The sequence below is a fragment of the Pseudescherichia sp. genome, from assembly GCF_031979925.1.
GTDB lineage: Bacteria > Pseudomonadota > Gammaproteobacteria > Enterobacterales > Enterobacteriaceae > Pseudescherichia.
On the sequence record NZ_DALZFB010000009.1, the window covers coordinates 131,771 to 154,544 of the forward strand.

24 protein-coding genes are annotated in these 22,774 nt (G+C 56.4%); 21 read left to right on the top strand and 3 right to left on the bottom strand.

Annotated elements, in window-relative coordinates; genetic code table 11:
• Nucleotides 1-227: 227 nt before the first annotated feature.
• Nucleotides 228-1,382 carry a methionine adenosyltransferase gene (gene metK / locus RTM13_RS15585; protein ID WP_312213011.1) on the top strand — a complete coding sequence of 385 codons (1,155 nt, stop codon included), beginning with the start codon at nucleotides 228-230 and terminating at the stop codon, nucleotides 1,380-1,382.
• A gap of 343 nt (nucleotides 1,383-1,725) precedes the next feature.
• Nucleotides 1,726-3,120: a galactose/proton symporter gene (galP, locus tag RTM13_RS15590; RefSeq protein ID WP_312213013.1), complete on the top strand. Its 1,395-nt coding sequence runs from the start codon at nucleotides 1,726-1,728 to the stop codon at nucleotides 3,118-3,120.
• 50 nt (nucleotides 3,121-3,170) lie between these two features.
• Here the strand turns inward: galP and hiuH are convergent, their stop codons facing one another.
• Nucleotides 3,171-3,578 (bottom strand): hydroxyisourate hydrolase, encoded by a 408-nt coding sequence (hiuH, locus tag RTM13_RS15595; RefSeq protein ID WP_312213015.1) that lies wholly within the window; start codon nucleotides 3,576-3,578, stop codon nucleotides 3,171-3,173.
• A gap of 133 nt (nucleotides 3,579-3,711) precedes the next feature.
• Between hiuH and hprR the strand changes: the two genes are divergently transcribed.
• The 8 genes from hprR (at nucleotide 3,712) to ruvX (ending at nucleotide 9,985) form a co-directional block, all read left to right on the top strand.
• A complete protein-coding gene (hprR, locus tag RTM13_RS15600; protein WP_312213016.1) occupies nucleotides 3,712-4,392 on the top strand; it encodes a response regulator transcription factor HprR in 681 nt (226 codons plus the stop codon).
• A gap of 7 nt (nucleotides 4,393-4,399) precedes the next feature.
• Complete coding sequence (locus tag RTM13_RS15605) at nucleotides 4,400-5,737, top strand: heavy metal sensor histidine kinase (RefSeq protein WP_312213018.1); 1,338 nt, start codon at nucleotides 4,400-4,402, stop codon at nucleotides 5,735-5,737.
• Nucleotides 5,738-5,788: 51 nt separating this feature from the next.
• Complete coding sequence (locus RTM13_RS15610; RefSeq protein ID WP_312213020.1) at nucleotides 5,789-6,292, top strand: SprT family zinc-dependent metalloprotease; 504 nt, start codon at nucleotides 5,789-5,791, stop codon at nucleotides 6,290-6,292.
• Between the two features lie 92 nt (nucleotides 6,293-6,384).
• Entirely contained in the window at nucleotides 6,385-7,083 is a 699-nt protein-coding gene (gene endA, locus RTM13_RS15615; RefSeq protein WP_312213022.1) for a deoxyribonuclease I, read from the top strand.
• A gap of 78 nt (nucleotides 7,084-7,161) precedes the next feature.
• The gene (gene rsmE, locus RTM13_RS15620; protein ID WP_312213024.1) at nucleotides 7,162-7,893 is read left to right on the top strand and encodes a 16S rRNA (uracil(1498)-N(3))-methyltransferase; all 732 of its coding nucleotides are present in this window, start codon (nucleotides 7,162-7,164) and stop codon (nucleotides 7,891-7,893) included.
• A 31-nt stretch (nucleotides 7,894-7,924) separates the two neighbouring features.
• Nucleotides 7,925-8,872, top strand: coding sequence for a glutathione synthase (gene gshB / locus RTM13_RS15625; RefSeq protein ID WP_312213026.1), 948 nt, complete (start codon nucleotides 7,925-7,927; stop codon nucleotides 8,870-8,872).
• 133 nt (nucleotides 8,873-9,005) lie between these two features.
• Entirely contained in the window at nucleotides 9,006-9,569 is a 564-nt protein-coding gene (locus RTM13_RS15630) for a YqgE/AlgH family protein (protein ID WP_312213028.1), read from the top strand.
• Nucleotides 9,569-9,985, top strand: a complete 417-nt coding sequence (gene ruvX, locus RTM13_RS15635; RefSeq protein WP_312213030.1) for a Holliday junction resolvase RuvX — start codon at nucleotides 9,569-9,571, stop codon at nucleotides 9,983-9,985. Before RTM13_RS15630 ends, ruvX begins: the two co-directional genes overlap by 1 nt.
• Here the strand turns inward: ruvX and RTM13_RS15640 are convergent.
• A complete protein-coding gene (locus tag RTM13_RS15640; protein ID WP_312213032.1) occupies nucleotides 9,964-10,980 on the bottom strand; it encodes a type IV pilus twitching motility protein PilT in 1,017 nt (338 codons plus the stop codon). The genes ruvX and RTM13_RS15640 overlap by 22 nt on opposite strands.
• Nucleotides 10,981-10,999: 19 nt before the next feature.
• Between RTM13_RS15640 and RTM13_RS15645 the strand changes: the two genes are divergently transcribed.
• Genes RTM13_RS15645 through hemW form a run of 4 tightly spaced genes read left to right on the top strand, consistent with a single transcriptional unit; the run spans nucleotide 11,000 to nucleotide 14,051 of the window.
• Nucleotides 11,000-11,704, top strand: a complete 705-nt coding sequence (locus RTM13_RS15645; RefSeq protein WP_312213034.1) for a YggS family pyridoxal phosphate-dependent enzyme — start codon at nucleotides 11,000-11,002, stop codon at nucleotides 11,702-11,704.
• Nucleotides 11,705-11,722: 18 nt separating this feature from the next.
• Nucleotides 11,723-12,289, top strand: a complete 567-nt coding sequence (locus RTM13_RS15650) for a YggT family protein (RefSeq protein ID WP_312213036.1) — start codon at nucleotides 11,723-11,725, stop codon at nucleotides 12,287-12,289.
• Nucleotides 12,290-12,328: 39 nt separating this feature from the next.
• A complete protein-coding gene (locus RTM13_RS15655; RefSeq protein WP_312213038.1) occupies nucleotides 12,329-12,922 on the top strand; it encodes an XTP/dITP diphosphatase in 594 nt (197 codons plus the stop codon).
• Complete coding sequence (hemW, locus tag RTM13_RS15660) at nucleotides 12,915-14,051, top strand: radical SAM family heme chaperone HemW (protein ID WP_312213040.1); 1,137 nt, start codon at nucleotides 12,915-12,917, stop codon at nucleotides 14,049-14,051. Before RTM13_RS15655 ends, hemW begins: the two co-directional genes overlap by 8 nt.
• A 64-nt stretch (nucleotides 14,052-14,115) precedes the next feature.
• On the opposite strand, the gene djlA is transcribed toward hemW, so the two are convergent.
• Nucleotides 14,116-14,934 (bottom strand): co-chaperone DjlA, encoded by an 819-nt coding sequence (gene djlA, locus RTM13_RS15665; RefSeq protein ID WP_312213042.1) that lies wholly within the window; start codon nucleotides 14,932-14,934, stop codon nucleotides 14,116-14,118.
• Nucleotides 14,935-15,131: 197 nt separating this feature from the next.
• On the opposite strand from djlA, the gene lptD reads away from it, so the two are divergent.
• From lptD to RTM13_RS15700, 7 genes are all read left to right on the top strand, one after another.
• A complete protein-coding gene (lptD, locus tag RTM13_RS15670) occupies nucleotides 15,132-17,480 on the top strand; it encodes an LPS assembly protein LptD (protein ID WP_312213043.1) in 2,349 nt (782 codons plus the stop codon).
• Between the two features lie 85 nt (nucleotides 17,481-17,565).
• Entirely contained in the window at nucleotides 17,566-18,852 is a 1,287-nt protein-coding gene (gene surA / locus RTM13_RS15675; protein WP_312213044.1) for a peptidylprolyl isomerase SurA, read from the top strand.
• Nucleotides 18,852-19,838 (top strand): 4-hydroxythreonine-4-phosphate dehydrogenase PdxA, encoded by a 987-nt coding sequence (gene pdxA / locus RTM13_RS15680; RefSeq protein ID WP_409456055.1) that lies wholly within the window; start codon nucleotides 18,852-18,854, stop codon nucleotides 19,836-19,838. Before surA ends, pdxA begins: the two co-directional genes overlap by 1 nt.
• Nucleotides 19,835-20,656, top strand: coding sequence for a 16S rRNA (adenine(1518)-N(6)/adenine(1519)-N(6))-dimethyltransferase RsmA (gene rsmA, locus RTM13_RS15685; protein ID WP_312213046.1), 822 nt, complete (start codon nucleotides 19,835-19,837; stop codon nucleotides 20,654-20,656). Before pdxA ends, rsmA begins: the two co-directional genes overlap by 4 nt.
• 3 nt (nucleotides 20,657-20,659) lie before the next feature.
• Nucleotides 20,660-21,037 (top strand): Co2+/Mg2+ efflux protein ApaG, encoded by a 378-nt coding sequence (apaG, locus tag RTM13_RS15690; RefSeq protein ID WP_312213048.1) that lies wholly within the window; start codon nucleotides 20,660-20,662, stop codon nucleotides 21,035-21,037.
• A 3-nt stretch (nucleotides 21,038-21,040) separates the two neighbouring features.
• Entirely contained in the window at nucleotides 21,041-21,889 is an 849-nt protein-coding gene (apaH, locus tag RTM13_RS15695; RefSeq protein WP_312213049.1) for a bis(5'-nucleosyl)-tetraphosphatase (symmetrical) ApaH, read from the top strand.
• Between the two features lie 151 nt (nucleotides 21,890-22,040).
• Entirely contained in the window at nucleotides 22,041-22,760 is a 720-nt protein-coding gene (locus RTM13_RS15700) for a molecular chaperone (protein WP_312213050.1), read from the top strand.
• Nucleotides 22,761-22,774 lie beyond the last annotated feature (14 nt).

Sequence of the window (22,774 nt, forward strand, 5' to 3'; positions counted from 1 at the left end):
GCCGCGTGGATAGAGAAAGTTACGTCCTGAATTTCACCCATAGTGCGATGAATATCAAAAAATGCTGGAAACGGGGTCAAGAAGTGACCTAAAATAGCCGTCCAGATGTTAATCCATCCATACCGATTAACCCTCAGACCTCCGGTGCCACTTACCTGCATGCCTTGTTAAGGCACATACAGGCACTGAGTCCGAGCTAATAAAATTTCCCCCAGGGTGAAGAGAACATGGCAAAACACCTTTTTACGTCCGAGTCAGTTTCCGAAGGGCATCCTGACAAAATTGCTGACCAGATCTCCGATGCGGTGCTGGATGCAATTCTTGAGCAGGATCCGAAAGCACGCGTGGCGTGTGAAACCTACGTTAAAACCGGCATGGTTTTAGTCGGCGGTGAGATCACCACCAGCGCATGGGTCGATATCGAAGAGATCACCCGTAACACCGTGCGTGAAATCGGCTATGTCCATTCAGATATGGGCTTTGACGCAAACTCCTGTGCGGTACTGAGCGCTATCGGTAAACAGTCTCCGGATATCAATCAGGGCGTTGACCGTGCCGATCCGCTGGAGCAGGGTGCAGGCGACCAGGGCCTGATGTTTGGCTATGCCACCAATGAAACTGATGTGCTGATGCCAGCACCGATCACCTACGCACACCGTCTGGTGCAACGCCAGGCTGAAGTGCGTAAAAATGGTACCCTGCCGTGGCTGCGCCCGGACGCAAAAAGCCAGGTGACCTTCCAGTACGACGCAGGCAAAATTGTCGGTATCGACGCGGTAGTACTCTCTACCCAGCATGCAGAAGATATCGACCAGAAATCGCTGCAGGAAGGGGTGATGGAAGAGATCATCAAGCCGATCCTGCCTGCCGAGTGGCTGAACAGCTCGACTAAATTCTTCATCAACCCAACCGGACGCTTTGTTATCGGCGGCCCGATGGGTGACTGCGGCCTGACCGGACGTAAAATCATCGTTGATACCTACGGCGGCATGGCCCGTCACGGCGGCGGTGCCTTCTCCGGTAAAGATCCATCAAAAGTTGACCGCTCTGCGGCCTACGCGGCACGTTACGTGGCGAAGAACATCGTTGCTGCTGGCCTGGCCGACCGCTGTGAAATTCAGGTCTCCTACGCTATCGGCGTAGCCGAGCCGACCTCTATCATGGTGGAAACCTTCGGTACCGAGAAGATCGCTTCTGAGCAGCTGACTCTGCTGGTACGCGAGTTCTTCGACCTGCGTCCGTATGGTCTGATCCAGATGCTGGATCTGCTGCACCCGATCTATAAAGAGACTGCCGCTTACGGTCACTTTGGTCGCGAACACTTCCCGTGGGAAAAGACCGACAAAGCAGACGTACTGCGCGAAGCCGCTGGCCTGAAATAAGCCACCCCGCTCTCCCTCTCTACTAAGGCCAGCCTCGCGCTGGCCTTTTTTATAGCCATTTTCTGATAGCGATTACACGCACGATCCGCGGGTTTATTTACCTGTTTTGCTCAAAATGCTGCATCCAGTGGCTTTGTTACATAATATTTCGGTATAGTCTGAGCCCCTTTACACAAGATTACGCTACTATTCATTAACTTTATGATTTGTATTGTTACTTTTCGGTGACGCCGCCTGAGAACAGTGTAACCGATTACACTGATGTGATTAACCTCACATCTTTTTATGCAGCTCTCACCTAACCTTTATACCGTTAAAATTGATAACCCAACTGGAGGGCAGTATGCCTGACAATAAAAAATCGGGGCGCTCGAACAAGGCAATGACCTTCTTTGTCTGTTTTCTCGCCGCGCTGGCCGGATTGCTGTTCGGCCTTGATATCGGCGTCATTGCGGGCGCGCTGCCCTTTATCGCTGACGAATTTCAGATTAGTTCACACACGCAGGAGTGGGTCGTTAGCTCCATGATGTTCGGGGCTGCCGTCGGTGCCGTAGGCAGCGGCTGGCTCTCCTTTAAGCTGGGCCGTAAGAAAAGCCTGATGATTGGTGCGATCCTGTTTGTGATCGGCTCACTCTTCTCGGCTGCGGCACCTAACGTTGAAGTGCTGATCCTCTCCCGCGTGTTGCTGGGGCTGGCGGTTGGCGTTGCTTCCTACACCGCCCCGCTCTACCTCTCTGAGATCGCCCCGGAAAAAATTCGCGGCAGCATGATCTCCATGTATCAGCTGATGATCACCATCGGTATTCTGGGTGCTTACCTCTCCGATACCGCCTTTAGCTACAGCGGCGCATGGCGCTGGATGCTCGGCGTGATCATCATTCCGGCTATCCTGCTGCTGATCGGCGTCTTCTTCCTGCCGGATAGCCCGCGCTGGTTTGCCGCTAAACGCCGTTTCCACGATGCCGAGCGCGTGCTGCTGCGTCTGCGCGACACCAGCGCCGAAGCTAAGCATGAGCTGGACGAGATCCGTGAAAGCCTGCAGGTGAAGCAGAGCGGCTGGGCGCTGTTTAAAGAGAACAGCAACTTCCGCCGCGCGGTATTCCTTGGCGTGCTGCTGCAGGTAATGCAGCAGTTCACCGGGATGAACGTCATCATGTACTACGCGCCGAAGATCTTTGAGCTGGCGGGTTACACCAACACCACCGAGCAGATGTGGGGGACGGTTATTGTTGGCCTGACCAACGTGCTGGCGACCTTTATCGCTATCGGACTGGTTGACCGCTGGGGCCGTAAGCCTACCCTGGTGCTTGGCTTCCTGGTGATGGCTGCCGGTATGGGCATTCTGGGTACCATGATGCACATCGGCATTCACTCGCCATCGGCGCAGTATTTTGCCGTCGCGATGCTGCTGATGTTTATCGTGGGCTTTGCGATGAGCGCCGGTCCGCTGATCTGGGTACTGTGCTCTGAAATCCAGCCGCTGAAGGGGCGCGATTTCGGTATCACCTGCTCTACCGCGACCAACTGGATCGCCAACATGATCGTCGGTGCGACCTTCCTGACCATGCTCAATTCACTGGGCAACGCCAACACCTTCTGGGTCTACGGTGCACTGAACGTGCTGTTCATTGTCCTGACCCTGTGGCTGGTGCCGGAAACCAAGCATGTCTCGCTGGAACACATCGAGCGCAACTTAATGAAAGGGCGTAAACTGCGCGAGATTGGCGCAAGCAACTAACCTGATAAACCTCCTCCCGTCCGGGAGGAGGTTTTTTACTTTACCCGCCGTTAGCTTCCCCGATACGTTGAGTAACCATACGGGCTTAACAGCAGGGGAACGTGATAGTGCTGATCCGTTTTGCTGATGTGAAATTCAACCGGGATCTCCGGGAAAAAGCTCTCCTGCTTTTTGCTGTCAAACCAGGGTTTAGTTTTAAACGTCACGCGATAATCACCGGGCTTCGCCTCCTGCTCTGGCCATAACGCCTTAATGCGGCCATCTTTATCCGTATAGCCACTGTTTAACTGTTGCCATCCGCTATTGCTTTTCTGCTCCAGCACTACCTCAACATTCTCGGCAGGTTTGCCGGTCTGCTGATCAAGAATATGCACGCTCAGAATATTGGCGGCGGCCATGGCGAGAGGGGATGCTGAAATAACAGCAAGTGTCGCTGCGGTCAGGATATACTTTTTCATGTGTTGCTCCGTGTTCAAGTCGTCCCTGAAATGTATATGAACCGTGCGCCGCTAACCTGACATTAGCATTACATTTTCGTCATCCTCGACGATATTTTTACCCCTCCCCCACCGCTTGTGACATAGTGAATCCATGAAGATTTTACTTATTGAAGATAATCAAAAAACTAGCGACTGGGTAAGCCAGGGGCTGACCGAGGCTGGCTATGTTGTGGACACGGTGAGCGATGGCAGAGACGGTTTACGCCTCGCATTGCAGGAGTCTTATTCGCTGATCGTTTTAGATATTATGCTGCCCGGCATGGATGGCTGGCAGGTTCTGAAAGCGATCAGGACGGCGCATCAGACACCGGTTATCTGTCTCACCGCCCGCGATGCGGTCGAAGACAGGGTAAAAGGGCTGGAGCTGGGCGCCAATGATTATCTGGTTAAGCCTTTCTCCTTCGCTGAGCTATTAGCGCGGGTGCGAACGCAGCTCAGAAATAACCCCGCTGCCCATACGCATCTGAAATCGCATGGGCTGGAGATGGACTCCATTAAGCAAAGCGTCTCCAGGGATGGGAAAACAATAGTATTAACCCGTAAGGAGTTTCTCCTGCTGTGGCTGCTGGTCTCAAGGGCCGGTGAAATTATTCCCAGGGCGGTAATTGCCAGTGAGGTATGGGGAATTAACTTTGACAGCGAGACCAATACGGTTGATGTCGCCATTCGGCGCCTGCGGGCAAAGGTCGACGATCCTTTCGATACGAAATTGATCGGCACCGTCAGAGGCATGGGCTACAGATTTGGGGCAGATGAAAACAGTGAAACCTGAGTTATCAATGACGTTACGTCTGACGTTATCATTTGTGCTTGTTATGGCATTAGCCTGCACCGGCGTAAGCTGGACGTTATACCGGGCGCTAAGCCACGAATTAACGTGGCGGGATGATATCACCCTGATTAACCGGGCTGAGCAGATCAGACAGCTGCTAGTAGATGGCGCAAAAGCAGAGAATCTTCCGCTCTACTTTAACCGCATGATGGATACCCACCAGGATATGCTGCTTATCCATACACCCAATGCGCAGACTGTTTCCGTCAACCATACGGGAGTCGATGCCTCGCTGCTGGCTCCGTTACCCGCACTGAAAAAACCGGCTTTGGACACTATCGTCAAACGCGATGTCGCAGGTACAGAGCTTTCTGCAGTACGGATTACTGCGCTTAGCTATGACCAGCCCGTAACCATTACCGTCGCCAGGCTGGCATCAGAGCGACAATATATGCTGGAACAGTATCGCAATAACAGTATCGTCATCTGCATCATCGCTATTCTGATCTGTTCGGCGCTGAGTCCGTTATTAATCAGGCGTGGCCTGAGCGCCATTCACTCTCTGAGCCGTTTAACGGCGAATATAGATAGCCGCGGACTGAGCCAGCCTTTAGATGAAAAAGCGCTGCCCGCTGAGCTGAAACCGCTGGGTAGCGCGTTAAATATTATGCGCCAGAAACTGGCTGACGATTTTACGCGGCTGAATCAGTTTGCTGACGATCTGGCACATGAATTACGGACGCCGGTCAATATCCTGCTCGGCCATAATCAGGTGGTCCTGAGTAAAGAGCGCTCTATAGATGAGTACCAGCAGGCGCTGGCAAACAATATCGAAGAGCTTGAGGGGCTTTCTCGCCTGACGGAAAATATCCTTTTCCTTGCCCGCGCTGAGCATAATAATATTTTGCTGAAAAAAGAGGCGATCTCTGCTGCTGATACGATCGGGGACCTTATTGAGTTTCTGGAGTATGAAGCGGATGAAAAAAATATCACCTTTGTCACCGCATGCGAGGGGACGCTTCAGGCCGATCGGATCCTACTCCAGCGCGTGCTGTTAAATCTGCTCAGCAATGCGGTGAGATACTCACCGGAAAATGCCGTTATCCGGATCGCTACGCAGGTGAAAAATAGCGAAACAGTGGTTGAAGTGAGCAATCCTGGAAGCGAACTGGACGCGCCGGACAAGCTATTTAACCGTTTTTGGCGAGGCGATAACGCCCGCCACTCATCCGGTTACGGCCTGGGGCTATCGATGGTGAAAGCGATTATGACATTACATTCAGGCTCGGCAGAGTACCGTTTCGCCGACGGGTATCACATCTTCTCCCTGCGTTTTCCTGGCTGAGGGTCGGGCGGCTGTTGCAGCGGTTTTTTTTAGCGATTATCCTCTGCGATTATGAAAACGCCACGAATCCCCATCGCCCTCCAGCAGGCCGTTATGCGCAGCCTGCGCGACAAGCTTGCCCAGGCGAACCGTTACCTTGAACGTCACTATCCTGAACCTACCCTCGTCTACCAGCAGCGCGGCGCGGCGGCAGGTACGGCCTGGCTTGCCAGCTATGAGATCCGCCTGAATCCGGTGCTGCTGCTGGAGAACCAGCAGGCGTTTATTGATGAGGTCGTGCCGCACGAGCTGGCCCACCTGCTGGTATGGAAACACTTTGGCCGCGTTGCACCGCACGGCAAAGAGTGGAAGTGGATGATGGAGAGCGTGCTTGGCGTCCCCGCCCGTCGCACCCACCAGTTTGAGCTGGCCTCGGTACAGCGGAATACCTGGCCCTACCGCTGCGCCTGCCAGCAGCACCAGCTGACCGTGCGCCGTCATAACCGCATCCTGCGCGGCGAAGCGGTCTACCGCTGCGTGCACTGCGGCGAGCCGCTGGTTGCCGAACCGGCATAAGCCTGAACAATCAAACGCTTTTGTGAACTGACTGATTGCATCTGAGAACCGCATTCGCTAGGGTGCGCCTACGTTATGCAATGGAGTTTGTCATGTTCCGCCCTCATCTTCTCACCCTTACCCTGCTGGCAGCAGGCCTCTCCCACACCGCGCTGGCCGAGGGGATCCACAGTTTCGCCCAGGCCAAGGCGGCAGGCGTAAAGATCAACGCCGACGCGCCGGGGGATTTCTACTGCGGCTGCACCATTATCTGGCAAGGCAAAAAGGGCGTTGTCGATCTCGCCTCCTGCGGCTATAAGGTGCGTAAAAATGCCAACCGTGCCAGCCGTATTGAGTGGGAGCACGTGGTGCCCGCCTGGCAGTTCGGCCACCAGCGCCAGTGCTGGCAGGATGGTGGGCGCAAAAACTGCACGAAAGATCCGGTCTACCGCCAGATGGAGAGCGACATGCACAACCTGCAGCCCGCCGTCGGCGAGGTCAACGGCGATCGCGGCAACTTTATGTACAGCCAGTGGAACGGCGGCGAGGGTCAGTACGGCCAGTGCGATATGAAGGTCGATTTCAAAGAGAAGATGGCTGAGCCGCCTGCCCGCGCCCGCGGCGCCATCGCCCGCATCTACTTCTATATGCGCGATCGCTACTCGCTGTCGCTCTCTCGCCAGCAGACGCAGCTGTTTGAGGCCTGGAACAAGCTCTATCCGGTCACGCCCTGGGAGTGCGAGCGCGACAGGCGTATCAATAAGGTTCAGGGCAACCCCAATCCCTATGTGCAGCGCGCTTGTCAGGGGTGAAAGAGCTAACCTACACTAGCGCCATCTTGTTAACCGTGCGGCAGCCTTGCCGCACTCTCTATCCCGGACGATGTTTTCATGCGCAAACCCCGCATTTATCACCCTGAACTCCTCACCGTTGGCCAGCAGGTTGCGTTAAGCGACGATGCGGCAAACCACGTCGGCCGCGTGCTGCGCATGGGCGCAGGCCAGGCCCTGCAGCTCTTTGACGGCAGCAACCAGCTTTTTGAGGCGGAGATCCTGCGCGCCGATAAGAAGAGCGTGGTAGTGAACCTGCTGTCAGGTGAGACCGACGATCGCGAGTCGCCGCTGCATATTCATCTCGGTCAGGTGATGTCCCGGGGCGAAAAGATGGAATTTACTATCCAGAAATCGATCGAACTGGGGGTAAGCCTCATTACGCCACTTTTTTCTGAGCGCTGCGGGGTTAAACTGGATGCTGAACGCCTGAACAAGAAGATCCAGCAGTGGCAAAAGATCGCCATTGCTGCCTGCGAGCAGTGTGGCCGTAACCGGATCCCGGAGATACGTCCGGCAATGGATCTGGAGGCATGGTGCGCCGAGCCTGAAGACGGGCTGAAGCTGAACCTGCACCCGCGGGCCAGCGCCAGCATCAATACGCTGCCGCTGCCGGTTGAGCGCGTACGGCTGCTGATAGGCCCGGAAGGCGGCCTGACGGCGAATGAGATCGCCATGACCGCAGAGTACCAGTTTACTGATATTCTGTTAGGACCACGCGTTTTGCGCACTGAAACAACCGCGCTCACCGCCATTACCGCACTCCAGGTGCGTTTCGGTGATTTGGGGTAAGAGTGGCTACAGGTTTAAACGGAGAAAGCGAATGATTAAGCTCGGCATTGTGATGGATCCCATCGCAAGCATTAACATCAAGAAAGACTCCAGCTTTGCCATGCTGCTGGAAGCGCAGCGTCGCGGCTATGAACTGCACTATATGGAGATGGCGGATCTCTACCTGATTAACGGCCAGGCCCGCGCCCGTACGCGCCTCCTGAGCGTGGAGCAGAACTACGATCAGTGGTATACGTTCAACGGCGAGCAGGATATCGAGCTGGCCGACCTTGACGTGGTGCTGATGCGTAAGGATCCGCCGTTTGATACTGAATTCGTCTACGCCACCTATATTCTGGAGCGTGCGGAAGAGAAAGGGACGCTGATCGTCAATAAGCCTCAGAGCCTGCGCGACTGCAACGAGAAGCTGTTCACCGCCTGGTTCCCGGAGCTGACCCCGGAAACGCTGGTTACCCGCAACAAGGCGCAGATTAAGGCGTTCTGGCAGAAGCACACCGACATCATCCTGAAGCCGCTGGACGGCATGGGCGGGGCCTCGATCTTCCGCGTGAAAGCGGGCGATCCGAACCTCGGCGTGATTACCGAAACGCTGACCGAGCACGGTAGCCGTTACTGCATGGCGCAGAATTATCTGCCGGCGATCAAAGACGGCGACAAGCGCGTGCTGGTTGTGGATGGCGAGCCTGTTCCCTACTGCCTGGCGCGTATCCCGCAGGGCGGCGAAACCCGTGGCAACCTGGCCGCCGGGGGGCGTGGTGAACCGCGTCCGTTAACCGACAGCGACTGGGATATCGCCCGTCGCGTCGCGCCTACCCTGAAGGCCAAAGGGCTGATCTTTGTCGGTCTCGATATCATCGGCGATCGCCTGACCGAGATTAACGTCACCAGCCCGACCTGCATCCGTGAAATCGAAGCGGAGTTCCCGGTCTCCATTACCGGCATGCTGATGGACGCCATCGAAAAGCGTCTCGGCAACTAAATTCAGCACGCCCGTAACGGCCTGTTTGCAGGTGAAAGACCCGGAATTGCGATCCACAGGGATAGCAAAGCTGGGGCTTTCACCGCATACTGGGTGCTTGTTGCTTTTTGAACCAGGAACAGAACCTCTGACAATGAATTTACAGCATCACTTTCTGATTGCCATGCCTGCTCTCCAGGATCCCTTCTTCCGCCGCGCCGTGGTCTATATCTGCGAATATAACGAAGATGGCGCGATGGGGATCATCATCAATAAGCCGCTGGAAAACCTGAAGGTCGAAGGGGTACTGGAGAAGCTTAAGATCAACCCAGAGGGGCGCGACCCGGCGATCCGTCTGGATAAACCGGTGCTGCTCGGCGGCCCGCTGGCGGAGGATCGCGGCTTTATCCTGCATACGCCGCCAGCGAAGTTCTCCTCAAGCATCCGTATCTCGGACAACACGGTGATCACCACCTCCCGGGACGTGCTGGAGACGCTGGGTACCAACGAGCAGCCCTCCGACGTGCTGGTAGCGCTTGGCTACTCCTCATGGGAGAAGGGCCAGCTTGAGCAGGAGATCCTCGACAATGCATGGCTTACGGCCCCGGCGGATCAGAACATCCTGTTTAAGACGCCTATCGCTGACCGCTGGCGCGATGCGGCAAAGCTGATCGGCATTGATATCTCGACCATGCCCGGCGTGGCGGGACACGCCTGATGAGCGGCACTCTGTTAGCCTTTGACTTCGGCACTAAAAGCATTGGCGTGGCGATTGGCCAGCGCGTAACCGGCACCGCCCGCCCGCTGGCGGCGCTGAAGGCGCAAAACGGCACCCCAGACTGGAACCTGATTGAGCGCCTGCTAAAAGAGTGGCAGCCCGATGAGGTCGTGGTCGGTCTGCCCCTGAATATGGACGGCAGCGAGCAGCTGCTTACCGCCCGGGCGCGCAACTTTGCCAATAAGATCCACGGCCGCTTTGGGGTGCGTATTGCCCTGCACGACGAGCGCCTGAGCACCGTTGAGGCGCGCTCAGGTCTCTTCGCCCACGGTGGCTACCGGGCGCTGAACAAGGGTAGCGTTGACTCCGCCTCGGCGGTGATTATCCTCGAAAGTTACTTCGAACAGCACGCCTGATCCCTCCCCTGCTCCCCCAGCCGCCCGGCAGCGACCCGCTGCTGACGGCTCTGGCTGAAGGTCTGCATACCCGCCAGCTGCCCGGTCTGCATCAGGCCAGGCAGCTGGTGCGTTTTGCCGTCGCGGATCAGGTTTGCCACCGCCGGGGTGTTAACCAGCAGCTCAAACAGCGCTACGCGTCCGCCCTGCTTATCAGCTTCCAGCTTTTGTGCCAGTACCGCCTGCAGGCTGCCTGCCAGCTGGCTGCGCACCCAGGCTTTTTCTTCAGCGGGAAAGGTATCGATCAGTCGCTCAACTGCCTGGGCTGCACCTCGGGTATGCAGCGTCGCCAGCACCAGATGCCCGGTCTCAGCGGCGGTCAGCGCCAGACGAATAGTCTCGCTGTCACGCAGCTCACCGATTAAAATGACGTCCGGATCCTCACGCAGCGCGGCACGCAGGCCGTCGGCAAACGACGGACAGTGCTGGCCGATCTCCCGCTGCTCAATCAGGCACTGCGCCCCCTGGTGAACAAACTCCACCGGATCTTCCAGGGTCAGAATATGTCCTGCCAGGCGATGGTTGAGATAGTCGACCATTGCTGCAAGGGTGGTGGATTTACCGCTGCCGGTAGCGCCGGTCACCAGCACCAGCCCGCTGTCGCAGGTCAGGATCTGCTCCAGCGCAGGTGGCGTATCCAGCGCGTAGAGTTTCGGACAGGCAGTGGGCAGCAGGCGCAGCGCCAAAGAAATACCGCGATGGTGCATAAAGGCGCTGGCCCGCAGCCGCTGCTGGTTTGCCAGCTCAAGGGCAAAGTCTACCTGCCGATTGGCCCACCACTCACCCTGCTGCTCGTCGGTCAGCGCCTCGCGAAGGATCGCCTCAATGTCCAGAGGTGGAAACGGGGCATCTTCAAGCAGACCCTGCCTGCGCCAGCGCGGCGGCCAGGTGCTGCACAGGTGTAGATCCGAGACGTTATGCTTTACACTAAGGGCCACTATTTCTTCCATATCCATAATTAAGCCTCCGGGAAAGATGAACGATATCGCGCATAACCTGGCACAGGTCCGGGACAAAATCTCAGCCGCTGCGCTACGCTGCGGCCGTGCTTCAGAAGATGTTGCTCTGCTTGCAGTCAGCAAAACCAAACCTGCGAGCGCTGTCGCAGAGGCCATCGACGCCGGACAACGCGCCTTTGGTGAAAACTATGTCCAGGAGGGGGTAGATAAAATTCGCCACTTTCAGGATCAAGGCGTGACGGGGCTACAATGGCACTTTATTGGGCCTTTGCAGTCCAACAAAAGCCGCCTGGTGGCAGAGCATTTTGACTGGTGCCATACCGTTGATCGTCTGCGCATTGCCAGTCGCCTGAGCGACCAGCGCCCGGCCGGCATGCCGCCGCTTAACATCCTGATTCAAATCAATATTAGTGATGAAGAGAGCAAGTCCGGCATTCCGCTTGCCGAGCTGGATCTTCTTGCCGCCCAGGTTGCTGGGCTACCGGGCGTCTGCCTGCGCGGGCTGATGGCAATCCCCGCCCCCGTGTCAACTTATGAAAGGCAGTTTGCGGTGGCACGGCAAATGGCTGTAGCATTTGACGCGCTTAAATTGCGCTACCCGACGGTAGATACGCTCTCTCTGGGGATGAGCGACGATATGGAAGCCGCCATCGCGGCGGGCAGCACCCTGGTACGCATCGGCACCGCCATATTTGGTGCTCGTGACTATACAAAAAATTAAGGAAAACTGAGGAACGCCATGAAGACGTTGACTTTCCTGCTCTCAACGGTAATTGAGCTTTATACGATGGTGCTGCTGTTACGGGTCTGGATGCAGTGGGCCCGCGTGGATTTTTATAACCCTTTCTCACAGTTTATCGTGAAGATCACCCAGCCGGTGGTGGGGCCGCTGCGCCGCATTATTCCGGCCATGGGCCCGCTCGACAGCGCCTCGGTGCTGCTGGCGCTTGTCCTCTGCGTGCTGAAGGCTATCGTGCTGTTTATGGTGGTGACCTTCCAGCCGATCATCTGGATTGCCGCCGTGCTGATCCTGCTGAAAACCATCGGCCAGCTGATCTTCTGGGTGCTGCTGCTGATGGCGATCATGAGCTGGGTCAGCCAGGGACGTAGCCCGGTTGAGTTTGTGCTGATGCAGCTCGCCGATCCGCTGCTGCGCCCTATTCGCCGACTGCTGCCCTCCATGGGTGGGATCGATTTCTCGCCGATGATCCTGGTGCTGCTGCTCTATGTGATCAACATGGGGATCGCCGAGCTGTTGCAGGGCACGGGTAATATGCTGCTGCCGGGGCTGTGGATGGCGCTCTAAGCGCCGCCTGCCGTGGTGTAAATGAATCAGGATTTAACTATGCAAAAAGTAGTTCTTGCTACCGGCAACGCCGGTAAAGTGCGCGAGCTGGCCTCGCTGCTTAACGATTTTGGTCTCGACGTGGTGGCGCAAACCGAGCTGGGCGTCGAGTCTGCCGAGGAAACCGGTTTGACCTTCATCGAGAATGCGATCATCAAAGCGCGTCACGCTGCGCAGGTTACCGGCCTGCCGGCGATTGCCGATGACTCCGGCCTGGCGGTTGACGCCCTCGGCGGCGCGCCGGGGATCTACTCCGCGCGCTTTGCCGGTGTAGACGCCACCGACCAGCAGAATCTGGAGAAGCTGCTGGTTGAGCTGCAGGACGTACCCGACAGCGAGCGCCAGGCGCAGTTCCACTGCGTGCTGGTCTATATGCGCCACGCTGACGATCCGACCCCGCTGGTGTGCCACGGCAGCTGGCAGGGCACCATCGCCCGTGCGCCTGCGGGCAGCGGCGGCTTTGGCTACGATCCTATCTTCATTGTGCCAGAGGCAGGCAAAACCGCTGCCGAGCTGACCGCGGACGAGAAGCGCGCTGCCTCCCACCGTGGCCAGGCGCTGAAACTGTTACTGGAAGCCCTGCGTAATGGCTGATTTGCCACCTCTGAGCCTTTACATCCATATCCCCTGGTGCGTGCAGAAGTGTCCCTACTGCGACTTCAACTCGCACGCACTGAAGGGAGAAGTTCCCCATGACGACTACGTTCAGCATCTGCTGAGCGATCTCGACGCTGATGCGCCCTGGGCACAAGGGCGTGAGGTTAAGACGATCTTCATTGGCGGCGGGACGCCGAGCCTGCTCTCTGGCCCGGCGATGCAGACCCTGCTCGACGGCGTGCGGGCGCGCCTCAATCTGGCCGCTGACGCGGAGATCACCATGGAAGCCAACCCCGGTACGGTGGAGGCCGACCGTTTCGTCGACTACCAGCGCGCGGGCGTTAACCGTATCTCTATTGGCGTGCAGAGCTTTAGCGAAACCAAGCTGACGCGGCTGGGGCGCATCCACGGGCCAGAAGAGGCGAAACGCGCTGCCCGGCTGGCGACGGGCTTAGGGCTGCGCAGCTTTAACCTCGATCTGATGCACGGCCTGCCGGACCAGACTCTGGAAGAGGCGCTGGACGATCTGCGTCAGGCCATTGAGCTGAACCCGCCGCACCTCTCCTGGTATCAGCTGACCATAGAGCCAGGCACGCTGTTTGGCTCCCGTCCGCCGGTGCTGCCGGATGACGATGCGTTGTGGGAGATTTTCGAGCAGGGCCATCAGCTGCTGACGGCGGCGGGCTACCGCCAGTATGAGACCTCGGCCTATGCGAAGCCGGATTACCAGTGCCAGCATAACCTGAACTACTGGCGCTTTGGGGATTACCTTGGGATCGGCTGTGGCGCGCACGGCAAGGTGACCTTCCCGGGCGGACGCATTCTGCGCACCGCTAAAACGCGTCATCCGCGCGGCTATATGCAGGGAACCTATCGCGACCGGCAGCATGAAGTTGAAACCGCCGACAAGCCGTTTGAGTTCTTTATGAACCGCTTCCGCCTGCTGGAGCCTGCGCCACGGGCTGAGTTTACCCGCTATACGGGGCTGGATGAGTCGGCGATCCGTCCGCAGATCGAACGTGCTTTAGCGCTTAACTACGTGACCGAGTCCGCCGACGCGTGGCAGATCACGGAGCACGGCAAGCTGTTTTTGAACTCGCTGCTTGAGCTGTTTCTCGCCGAATAGTTCATCTACAGAGTAGCGTGGTGAGCGCGTGCCAGCATCGGCTCGCGCTCACCGGCGAGCCGAATTATTTAAACCCTTTCTGCTCTTTGATCAGCTCGTAGGCTTTCTGAATCTCCTGCGCTTTCTGCTTCGCCATCTCCATCATCTCCGGCGGCAGCCCTTTGGCCACCAGCTTATCCGGATGGTGCTCGCTCATCAGCTTGCGGTAGGCGCGCTTGATGGTCGCCGCGTCATCGGTGGGCTTCACGCCCAGCACGTTACAGGCATCTTCCAGAGTTGGCCCGCGTTGGGCCTGCTGCCAGCCGCCATTGGACTGCTGCTGGCCGTGGAAGCCGCCGCCAAACTGGGCCCCGCCCTGCATCATGCGCAGGAACTGGTCAAACTGAACGCGAGAGATCCCCAGCTCCTCGGCGATGACGTACAGCACCTCACGCTCGTTCGGGTGCAGCGAGCCGTCGGCGAACGCCGCCTGGATCTGAATTTCCAGAAACATCCTAATCAGATCGAAGCGGCCAAAACAGACGCTGCGGAACTGACGCATCTTCTCCCGCAGCGGATAGTTATCGGTTTTGCCGACGCGGAACGCCTGCTGGGCAAAGGCGCGTGAATCGCCATGCAGGTTGAGCCGGTCCATAAACAGGCTTGCCACCTGAATATCCGCTTCGGTGACGCGCCCCTTGGATTTAGTCAGATGCCCCATCACCTCAAAGGTGGTAGCGAAAAAGAGCGTCTGGCGCTCGCGCTGGTTGGCAAAAAACGCCATTTTGCGGCTGCGCGCCTTGTCAAACATGTGTCCAATGAGTAAGCCGAGGACCACGCCCCAGAAACCGCCGCCCATCATTAATGCGATGGCGACGCCAATCACTTTTCCCCAATACTGCATATACTCCCCAAATGGTCATGCCGTCGGCTAAGATTTGCATTATCATACCCGTCATTCTATGCCGTGCACAGGCACAGCCTTCTCTACCAGGCTCGAAAGCGGGCAGGATTAACACTAGCGCTGTGAAGGTGAGTAAGTTAGTCTCTGAGCGCTTGCAAGCCGAAAAGCCACTGATGACGGAACAACAAATACAACGTATGAAAAAACGTATTCCCACCCTTCTGGCCACAATGATTGGCTCAGCCCTGTACAGTCAACAGGGGCTGGCGGCCGATCTCGCCTCGCAGTGTCTGCTGGGCGTCCCGAGCTATAACCGTCCTCTGGTAGAGGGCGAACCTAACCAGCTGCCCGTCACTATTAACGCCGATAACGCGAAAGGGGACTATCCCGAAGATGCCGTATTTACCGGCAACGTCGACGTTCAACAGGGTAACAGCCGCCTTCGCGCAGATGAGATGCAGCTTCACCAGCAGCAGCCAGAGGGTCAGACCGATCCGGTCCGTACCGTCGATGCGCTGGGCAACGTGCACTATGATGATAACCAGGTGATCCTGAAAGGGCCAAAAGCCTGGGCTAACCTGAACACCAAAGACACCAACGTCTGGAACGGCGATTACCAGCTGGTAGGACGCCAGGGTCGCGGCACCGCCGATCTGATGAAGCAGCGTGGCGAGAACCGCTATACCATTCTGGATAACGGGACCTTTACTTCCTGTCTGCCAGGCTCAAATACCTGGAGCGTGGTGGGTAGCGAAGTGATCCAGGATCGCGAAGAGCAGGTCGCCGAGATTTGGAACGCGCGCTTTAAGCTGGGTCCGGTTCCGGTGTTCTATAGTCCCTATCTGCAGCTGCCGATTGGCGACAAGCGCCGCTCTGGTTTCCTGATCCCGAACGCCCAATACAGCTCGAAGAATTACTTTGAGTTTACGCTGCCGTACTACTGGAACATCGCCCCGAACTTTGATGCCACCATTACGCCGCACTATATGGACAAACGGGGCAGCATTCAGTGGCAGAACGAATTCCGCTACCTGACCCAGGCGGGTGCAGGCCTGATGGAGTTTGACTACCTGCCCTCGGATGATGTCTTCAAGGAAGACTATCCTACTGAATCCGATAAGCACCGCTGGCTGTTCTACTGGCAGCACGCCGGGGTGATGGATCAGGTATGGCGTTTCAATATCGACTATACCAAGGTCAGCGATCCGTATTACTTCAACGACTTTACATCGAACTATGGCTCCAGCACCGATGGCTACGCCACGCAGAAATTCAGCGTAGGCTACTCGCTGGATAATTTTGACGCCACGGTTTCGACCAAACAGTTCCAGGTCTTTGACGCCGAGCGCAGCAACTCCTACGCTGCAGAGCCGCAGCTGGATGTAAACTACTACCAGAACGACGTCGGGCCATTTGATACCCGTATCTACGGTCAGGCCGTGCACTTCTCGAACACTAACTCAGATATGCCGGAAGCCACCCGTCTGCACCTGGAGCCGACGATCAACCTGCCGCTCTCTAACCAGTGGGGCAGTATCAACACCGAAGCGAAGCTGCTGGCGACTCACTACCAACAGACCAATCTCGAAGACTATAACGCAGCAAACGGTACCGACTATAAAGATTCCGTAAACCGCGTGATGCCGCAGTTTAAAGTGGATGGCAAGCTGATCTTCGAGCGCGATATGAACTGGCTGGCGGGTTATAGCCAGACGCTGGAGCCACGTGCCCAGTATCTCTACGTGCCATACCGCGACCAGAGCCATATCCAAAACTATGACTCGTCCCTGCTGCAATTTGACTACGGCGGCCTGTTCCGTGACCGAACCTACGGCGGCCTCGACCGCATCGCATCGGCGAACCAGGTCACGACCGGGGTCACATCGCGCGTTTATGATCAGGAATCTGTTGAACGTTTTAACATTTCCGTGGGTCAAATCTACTACTTCACCGAATCCCGTACCGGTGATGACAAAATTAATTGGGAAAAAGACGACCAGACCGGATCGCTGGTTTGGGCAGGTGATACCTACTGGCGGATGAGTGAACGCTGGGGTCTGCGCGGCGGCGTGCAGTACGATACGCGTCTCGACAACGTCGCGAACGGTAATGCCACGCTGGAGTACCGCCGCGATGAGGATCGTGTCCTGCAGCTGAACTACCGCTACGCCAGCGAGGAGTATATTCAGGCGACGCTGCCAAACTACGCTTATACCCCTCAGACCAAAGACGGTATTTCTCAGGTGGGTGGGGTGGCAAGCTGGCCAATCGTTGATCGCTGGTCTGTAGTCGGAGCCTACTACTTCGACACTAAACAGAACAAAGCCGCCGATCAGATGCTCGGTGTGCAGTATAGCTCCTGCTGCTACGCGATTCGCTTTGGCTACGAGCGTAAACTCAACGGTTGGGGACCTGCGCCGACGGAGAGCGTCTACGACAACGTCGTCGGCTTTAACATCGAACTGCGCGGCCTGAGCTCTAACTATGGGCTGGGCACCCAGCAGATGCTGCGTTCGAATATTCTGCCTTATAGTAGCTCTTTGTAATGTAGTCGCTTAGTGATGAAGTAGATTGGTTATGAAGTTGATTTGCCACGTAATCCGCATTGCGGTTAATTGAAATGGAAAAAGTATGAAGAACTGGAAAACGCTGCTTCTCGGTATCGCCATGGTTGCGAATACCAGCTTCGCCGCGCCGCAGGTTGTCGATAAAGTCGCTGCCGTCGTTAATAACGGCGTTGTGCTAGAAAGTGACGTTGATGGTTTGATGCAATCCGTAAAGCTTAACGCCGGTCAGGCGGGTCAGCAGCTTCCTGATGACGCCACGCTGCGTCACCAGATCCTGGAGCGTCTGATCATGGATCAAATCATTCTGCAGATGGGCACCAAAATGGGTGTCAAAGTCACCGATGAGCAGCTCGATCAGGCTATTGCCAATATCGCCAAGCAGAACAACATGTCGCTGGACCAGATGCGTAGCCGCCTGGCCTATGACGGTATGGACTACAACACCTACCGCAGCCAGATCCGCAAGGAGATGCTGATCTCGGAAGTACGTAACAACGAGGTGCGCCGTCGCATTACTATTCTGCCGCAGGAAGTTGACTCTCTTGCTCAGCAGGTGGGTAACCAGAACGACGCCAGCACCGAGCTGAACCTGAGCCACATTCTCATTCCGCTGCCGGAAAATCCTACCTCCGATCAGGTTAACGAGGCGGAGAGCCAGGCACGCTCGATCATCGAGCAGGCGCGCGGCGGCGATGACTTTGGCAAGCTGGCGATCACCTACTCTGCCGATCCGCAGGCGCTGAAAGGCGGCGAGATGGGCTGGGGCCGTATTCAGGAGCTGCCTTCAATCTTCGCCCAGCCGCTGAGCACGGCGAAGAAAGGCGACATCATCGGACCGGTCCGTTCCGGCGTTGGCTTCCATATTCTGAAGGTCAACGATCTGCGCGGCCAGAGCAAAAGCATCTCCGTGACCGAAGTTCACGCTCGCCATATCCTGCTGAAGCCATCGCCGATCATGACTGACGACCAGGCTCGCGTGAAGCTGGAGCAGATCGCAGCGGACATTAAGAGCGGTAAAACCAGCTTTGCTGCAGCGGCTAAATCCTTCTCCCAGGATCCCGGCTCGGCTAACCAGGGTGGCGATCTCGGCTGGGCGGCGGCGGATGTTTTCGATCCGGCCTTCCGCGATGCGCTGATGAAGCTGAACAAAGGCCAGATGAGCGCCCCGGTGCACTCCTCTTTTGGCTGGCATCTGATCGAACTGCTGGATACGCGTAACGTGGATAAAACCGACGCTGCGCAGAAGGACCGTGCCTACCGCATGCTGATGAACCGCAAATTCTCTGAAGAGGCGGCCAGCTGGATGCAGGAGCAGCGCGCCAGCGCCTATGTTAAGATCCTGAGCAAATAATGAACGTCCAACGCATCGTTATCACCCCCGGCGAACCCGCCGGGATTGGTCCGGAGCTGGTGGTCCAGCTGGCCCAGCGCGACTGGCCCATGGAGCTGGTGGTCTGCGCTGACCCCCAGCTTTTAGCTGGCCGGGCATCACAGCTTGGTCTGCCGCTGACCCTGCTCCCCTACGATGCCGACCAGCCCGCCCAGCCGCAGCGCACCCGCACCCTGACGGTGCTGCCCGTTGCCCTGCGTGCGACGGTTATCCCCGGCCAGCTTAGCGTGGCTAACGGTGGCTACGTTGTTGATACCCTTGCCCGCGCCTGTGACGGCTGCCTGAACGGCGAATTTGCCGCACTGGTCACCGGCCCGGTGCACAAAGGGGTGATTAACGATGCTGGCGTGCCCTTTACCGGGCACACCGAGTTTTTTGAAGAGCGTTCTGGCGTACCCAAAGTAGTGATGATGCTGGCGACCGAGGCGCTGCGGGTGGCGCTGGTAACCACCCACCTGCCGCTGCGGGACGTGGCGGACGCCATCACCCCAACTCTGCTGCGCGACGTCATCACCATTCTGTATCGCGATCTGCAAAACAAGTTCGGCATTGCCCATCCGCACGTGCTGGTCTGCGGCCTGAACCCGCACGCGGGCGAAGGCGGCCATATGGGCAGCGAAGAGATAGACACTATCATTCCGCTGCTTGAGGAGCTGCGCGGCCAGGGGATGAACCTCAGCGGCCCGCTGCCTGCTGACACGCTTTTCCAGCCAAAATATCTCGATAGCGCCGATGCGGTGCTGGCGATGTATCACGATCAGGGCCTCCCCGTGTTAAAATACCAGGGCTTTGGCCGCGGTGTGAACATTACGCTCGGTTTACCCTTTATTCGCACATCCGTAGACCACGGCACCGCATTAGAACTCGCGGGCCAGGGGAAAGCCGATGTCGGCAGTTTTATTACGGCGCTTAATCTCGCCATCAAAATGATTACTAATACTCAATGAATAGCAGAGTCCATCAGGGGCACCTGGCCCGTAAACGTTTCGGGCAAAACTTCCTTAACGATAAATTTGTCATCGACAGCATTGTGTCAGCCATTAATCCGCAGAAAGGCCAGGCTATGGTCGAAATCGGTCCCGGCCTTGCCGCGCTGACCGAGCCGGTGGGTGAACGCCTGGATGAGCTGACCGTCATCGAGCTGGATCGCGATCTGGCCGCGCGCCTGCAAACGCATCCGTTCCTCGGGCCGAAACTGACCATCTATCAGCAGGATGCGATGACCATGAACTTTGGCGAGCTCTCCCAGACCCTGGGCCAGCCGCTGCGCGTCTTTGGCAACCTGCCCTATAACATCTCTACGCCATTGATGTTCCACCTGTTTAGCTATACTGATGCCATCGCCGATATGCACTTCATGCTGCAAAAAGAGGTGGTGAATCGTCTGGTTGCAGGCCCGAACAGCAAAGCATATGGTCGTTTAAGCGTAATGGCACAATACTATTGTCAGGTGATCCCGGTTCTGGAAGTGCCGCCGACAGCCTTTACGCCACCGCCTAAAGTCGACTCTGCAGTAGTGCGTCTGGTACCGCATGCCACCATGCCGCACCCGGTGAAAGAGGTTCGCGTCCTGAGCCGCATTACCACCGAAGCGTTTAACCAACGCCGTAAAACCATTCGTAACAGCCTCGGCAATCTGTTTACGCCGGAGGTGTTAACCTCGTTGGGTATTGACCCGGCGGTGCGGGCAGAAAATATCTCTGTCGCCCAGTACTGCCAGATGGCAAACTACCTGACAGATAACGCGCCACCGAAGGAGAGTTAAGCCATGATCAATTCGCCCCGGGTATGTGTTCACGTACAGAGTGTCTATATTGAATCGCAGTCGGCACCTGATGAGCAGCGCTATGTTTTCGCCTATACGGTGACCATCCGCAATCTGGGACGCACGCCCGTGCAGCTGCTGGGGCGTTACTGGCTTATCACCAACGGCAACGGCCGTGAAACTGAGGTACAGGGCGAAGGTGTGGTGGGTGTCCAGCCGCACATTGCGCCCGGCGAAGAGTACCAGTATACCAGTGGGGCGGTTATCGAAACCCCGCTGGGTACCATGCAGGGCCACTATGAGATGATCGATGCCGAGGGCAATCCGTTCCGCATCGCCATACCGGTCTTCCGACTTGCCGTTTCAACACTCATCCATTAATCCATGTCGACATATCTTATCGGCGACGTTCATGGTTGCTACGATGAACTGATCGCATTGCTAAAAAAGGTCGCGTTTGATCCTAAAACCGACACCCTCTGGCTAACGGGCGATCTGGTTGCGCGTGGCCCGGCATCCCTGAAGGTGCTGCGCTTCGTGAAATCGCTGGGCGACAGCGTGCGTGTCGTGCTGGGCAACCATGACCTGCATCTGCTGGCTGTGTTTGCCGGCATCAGTAAAAATAAGCCGAAGGATCGTATTACGCCGCTGCTGGAGGCACCGGATGCCGATGAGCTGCTGAACTGGCTGCGTCGTCAGCCGCTGCTGCAGGTAGACGAAGAGAAAAAGCTGGTGATGGCCCATGCGGGGATCACTCCCCAGTGGGATCTGCCGACGGCTCAGGCCTGCGCGAGGGATGCGGAAGCGGTGCTGGCCAGCGACTCCTACCCGCTCTTTTTAGATGCAATGTATGGCGACCTGCCGAACAACTGGAGTCAGGAGCTGAGCGGCCTGGCACGCCTGCGCTTTATCACCAACGCCTTTACGCGGATGCGCTACTGCTTCCCGAACGGCCAGCTCGACATGTACTGCAAAGACATGCCGGATAACGCCCCTGCCCCGCTGAAGCCGTGGTTTGTGATCCCAGGCCCGGTGACGCAGGAGTACAGCGTGGTGTTTGGTCATTGGGCATCGCTGGAGGGGAAAGGCACGCCGGAAGGCATTTACGCTCTGGATACCGGCTGCTGCTGGGGAGGCGTCCTGACCTGCCTGCGTTGGGAAGATAAAGCATACTTTACCCAGGCCTCAAGCCGCCATCTGGATCTGGGCGAAGGCGAGATCGTTGCATCTTAAATTAGCGATTTCCGCGGTTAATGCGTCAGGCCCGGTTTAATAACCGGGCCTTTCTTTTTTGATAAATACCTGTCCTTAAACGTACATTGATCATTGCCGTGTTTTTGATGATATTAAGCGCTTTAAAATTAAACTCAAGCTCACGATTATTATGATTAAATATAAACACTTCCTTGCCCTTTTTACTACTACACTGATCTTTTCTTTATATCAGCCAGTTGCTATGGCATCGATAACGCTGGGTGGGACACGTTTTCTCTATAATGCTTCAGAGGACAGTATTTCTGTAAATGTAAATAATCATGATGAAAACCCTTACCTTGTTCAATCCTGGGTTTCACACTATTATCGCTCTGACAGCGAGCGTAAGCAGAACAATAAAAGTAACATTCCATTTATTATTACGCCACCCCTGTTTAAAATCTCCCCAGATGACACTGCCACGATAAATATCGTTAAAAGCGAGCATGATAACCTGCCTAAAGACCGTGAGTCCATATTCTATCTCAATGTAAAAGCGATTCCCGGCATCGCTAAAAACCATAAAAGCAGCCTAATGATATCGGTTAATTCATCAATGAAACTGTTCTTCCGACCAGAAACTCTTGAGGGAGAAGAGGCTGACTCGGCATGGGAAAAAATCAATTTCCGACAGGCTAAAAATCTTATCAAGGTAAGCAATCCGACCCCCTATTTTGTCACGCTCTACTCCTTTACCGTAAACGGTAAAAAAAAGGAGCTACCACAAAATGCGATGCTTGATCCCTTTGGTACGCTAGACATTCCCGTATCGGAAAAAGCGCGAACCATTTCATGGAAAGCTCTGGGTGCGCAAAGTCAAATAACGTCAGAAAAAAACAGAACATTATAGCTTAGCATTGGAAT